We start from the raw sequence: 3362 nt of genomic DNA on the forward strand, positions 1-3362 counted from the left end.
CAAACAGAATGCTATCGCTGCATAGTTGAACAGTGATGTTCAGCAGTGTTCAGCGTAAATGTATCAGCACCATGGATGCTTTTCCTTGCCTGTCTGTTCCCGACGACGGGTTCCCAATCGCCACGGCGGGACGCCGCCCCTCTCTGCACAAGGGATCCGGCTGGAGGCTGGGCTGGGATCCCACCCGTTCCCCTTTTGTTGCGCTGGTGGGGGGAGAAGCCTGGGCGCTGGAGCTCACTCAGGAGGAGTGGCAAGCGTTTGTGCAGGGGGTGCAGCGCCTGCAGCAGGATATGGAGGCCATCGCCTCCCAACTGATGGCGGAGGAGGGCATTACGCTGGAGCAGACTTGCCCTGCTTTGACGTTGATTGCTAGCGGCAGCGCCACCGCCTGGGGCCTCTACGTGCAATTGCATCAAGGCCGGCGCGGAGAAGGTTTTTGGCCTGCTGATGTTGTCCCTGAGCTATGCCAGGCCCTCGCCCAATGCTTTCAGGAAGCTCTCTAGCCCCCTGAAGCCTGCAGTCTGGATCCCTGCCTGAGAGAACCCATGGATCTGCACCATCTGCACACCTACATTCGTCCCCAACAGCTTGAGGACTTGACCGCCTGGGATCCCGGCTGGAACTGGCTGGCCGGGGGGACTTGGCTCTTCTCCCAGCCGCAACCCCACCTGCGGGGACTGGTCGATTTGCATCCTCTGGGCTGGAACGAGCTGGAAATCAGCGCAGAAGGGCTAAAACTGGGGGCAACCTGTACCTTCCAGCAACTGCTGCAATACCCTTGGCCGCCCCATTGGCCAGGGATCCGCGCCCTGTGCGAGGGAATGGCGTCTTTGGCCTCTTTTAAGGTGGCCCACTTGGCAACGATAGGGGGAAATCTCTGCCTGGCCCTGAGTGTCGGTGTCGTAGCACCCGTGTTGATCGCTCTTGAGGCCACCTACACGCTGATCGATCTGCAGGGATCCCTGCGCCACATCCCCGCTCAGGACTTTCAAACCGGCCCCCAACAAACTCTGCAGCAGCTGGGCGAAGCCTTGCGATCCATCTGGATCCCGGCCCAACGGCTGCGCGGCCCCAGCACCTTTCAGCGGCTCGGCATCACCCAAACGGATCCCGCCTTGGTGATCGTCGCTGGATCCCGCGATCCCGACTCAGGCGATTATCGCTTCGGACTCAATGCTGCCCTTTCACCCCCACAACTGGTGCGGCTGGGATCCCGGCCCGATCCAGAACATCTTCCCCAACTTTTGGCAGAGCAAGCCCACGGCTGGATCGCGGATTTTCGGGCCAGCGCCCTTTACCGCCAACGCATGAGCGAGGTATTGATTCGCCGCTGTATAGACATCTTGGGCTAATCGGGGTATTGCCCCATCCCAACAGGGGGCTGAGAACGACGTACTCATCCTGCCAAAGCTCCCGCCGCTCTGAAAGTAAAGGTTTTAGGCGTGGGTCAGTGCCCCAGTTTGAATCGAAATGACCATAAGTCTGACATTCCCGTCCATAGGATTGAGATAGCCACAGGCAAAAATTCATCTGTTGCTGTTCCAAAAATGGGTAACACATAAAAGTTTGGGGCAGTAGCAACTGGCAGTGTCACCCCATAGACAGCCGCGAAAACAGTTCACAGTGAACTCAGATTTATCTGGCCTTAAAACTTGAAGCCAGTTTACAAAAAATTTACCTACAGTTGATATCCAGTGGGGTTTTGGATTCAGGAGTTCGCGTGATTTGACAGGGAAAGTTTTGGATCCGCAAAGGGTAACCTGAGACCAAGGAAAGGCTGGAATACTGGGGCAAGCTCCTTTGGGTTCAGCTAAGTGCCTGATTTCTCCCGAAGCGGGACTGGAACTGCTATGAGTCGGTTTTCCCCTCATGAAGTGTATCTCCGGAGAATCCTCTTTCGTCTGGCCACTGCGGCTCCTCGTGGCATGACATTGATCGAGTTGCTGGTGGTCATCGTGATTGTCGGTACTCTCTGCGCGGTGGCCATTCCCAACCTGCTTAACCACATTCGCCGTTCCAGAGTTGCTGAAGCCCAAACAGCTTTGGCGACCGTTGGCCGTGCTTCGGAAATCTTCCGCATGGACTTTACGGTTTATCCCTCCGGCTACGCCGATATTGAATTCGGAGGGATCCACGGGGATCGTTATCTGCAAGATCCCTGGCAAGCCCCCAACTATCGTCTTCCCGAAGTTGTTCCTCCCACTCCTGGCCCAGCTGGCATACGTTGGATGACGGAGTCTCACACCTACACAGCTGCTGGTGGGAATCCCCTGCGCTGTGACATCGGCCTTGGGGATCGCCAGCAAGAGGTTTTGGTCTCCGGCTACAACCTACACAACTCCTGCAACCTCTATCGTTGACCTGCCCAGGCAGGAGTCTGGCGGCTTGAGGAAGCGGGACTGGGCGGACTTGAACCGCCGACCTAGCGCTTAGGAGGCGCTTGCTCTATCCATCTGAGCTACAGCCCCTTGTCGAACATCCTACTGCTCTTAGCCCCCATCTCAGATTACAGCCCTTTTGCAGATGAGGTGATACCCGACCAGTTCTCATCATGCCCCAACTGGGTCTGGCGTTATCGGTTGTGTTGTTGACATTGACCTGCTAGACATCTTCTGTGATGCTAAGAAGTGTTAAGCTAAGGACTTGGATCCCAAACCGAGGTCAGCCCTATGGAATCCCTTTCTGATCCCTTCGTCAATCCCCCCATTTACTCTGCCATCGCCTTATTCAGCTTTTTTGCTGTTATCTTTGGCATCATTTTCAAGGACAATTTGGAATACCAGGTGGCCCTTTGGCAGCTCAACCGGGATAGCCAAGCGCAAATTCGCTACCGCACTCCTGGGGTGATCCTCACCTACAGTCTCTGCTGCCTGTTTACCTCTGGGTTTGTGGCCGCGTGTCTGAACGTGTTTGGCCTGTCTATGGCCTTGGCCGCCTGCGTCGGTGGGATCCTAGTGTTGAGCACGGCAGGCTTGGTGTGGTGGCAGTTGGGATCCCTGATGGCTCTGTTGGCTGCCGGTGGATCCCAGGCCATCGATATTGACTCTTACGGAGCAGGGGCCATTTTGGATTCTGAGGCGGCAGCACCCCCCGAGGGAGAATAGGATCTTGGAGTAGTCTTACCCCATGCCCTGGTCTAGCTGGATCAGCTGGATCCAGAAGAGCGTCCCTACAGAGTAGAGAAAGCTTAAGAAGTTTCTGGCCAACTTGTTAAAACGAGAGAACAAGTGCCAGCTCAGCTTTTGAAAAACGCCTCTTTCTGTAAAAAATTACAAATCATAGTCATTCCAAACTAGGTTGTGTTGATCTTTCATTTGAGCCAAAAGAGAGCACTGACGAGATAGAGAAAACTCAAGAAGTTC

Annotated in this window: 4 protein-coding genes and 1 tRNA gene; 4 read left to right on the plus strand and 1 reads right to left on the minus strand. The window is 55.4% G+C overall.

Annotation, left to right across the window (positions count from 1 at the left end):
- Positions 1–71: 71 nt before the first annotated feature.
- The 3 genes from NW839_RS12615 (at position 72) to NW839_RS12625 (ending at position 2360) form a co-directional block, all read left to right on the plus strand.
- Positions 72–503 carry a DUF1818 family protein gene (locus NW839_RS12615; protein ID WP_414380691.1) on the plus strand — a complete coding sequence of 144 codons (432 nt, stop codon included), beginning with the start codon at positions 72–74 and terminating at the stop codon, positions 501–503.
- Between the two features lie 42 nt (positions 504–545).
- On the plus strand, positions 546–1352 hold the full coding sequence (locus NW839_RS12620; RefSeq protein ID WP_414350440.1) for an FAD binding domain-containing protein: 807 nt from the start codon (positions 546–548) through the stop codon (positions 1350–1352).
- 573 nt (positions 1353–1925) lie between these two features.
- Positions 1926–2360: a type IV pilin protein gene (locus NW839_RS12625; protein WP_414350438.1), complete on the plus strand. Its 435-nt coding sequence runs from the start codon at positions 1926–1928 to the stop codon at positions 2358–2360.
- A 34-nt stretch (positions 2361–2394) separates the two neighbouring features.
- Here NW839_RS12625 and NW839_RS12630 read toward each other — a convergent pair.
- Positions 2395–2468: transfer RNA gene (locus NW839_RS12630), tRNA-Arg, on the minus strand.
- Positions 2469–2669: 201 nt separating this feature from the next.
- On the opposite strand from NW839_RS12630, the gene NW839_RS12635 reads away from it, so the two are divergent.
- Positions 2670–3104, plus strand: a complete 435-nt coding sequence (locus NW839_RS12635; protein WP_011432900.1) for a hypothetical protein — start codon at positions 2670–2672, stop codon at positions 3102–3104.
- Positions 3105–3362 lie beyond the last annotated feature (258 nt).

The organism is Synechococcus sp. R5-15, from assembly GCF_047462035.1.
Lineage (GTDB): Bacteria > Cyanobacteriota > Cyanobacteriia > Thermostichales > Thermostichaceae > Thermostichus.

Bases quoted from the DNA above. Each gene is read 5' to 3' on its own strand.
- NW839_RS12615 (WP_414380691.1), top strand. From the start codon at position 72: ATGGATGCTTTTCCTTGCCTGTCTGTTCCCGACGACGGGTTCCCAATC.
- NW839_RS12620 (WP_414350440.1), top strand. From the start codon at position 546: ATGGATCTGCACCATCTGCACACCTACATTCGTCCCCAACAGCTTGAG.
- NW839_RS12625 (WP_414350438.1), top strand. From the start codon at position 1,926: ATGACATTGATCGAGTTGCTGGTGGTCATCGTGATTGTCGGTACTCTC.
- NW839_RS12635 (WP_011432900.1), top strand. From the start codon at position 2,670: ATGGAATCCCTTTCTGATCCCTTCGTCAATCCCCCCATTTACTCTGCC.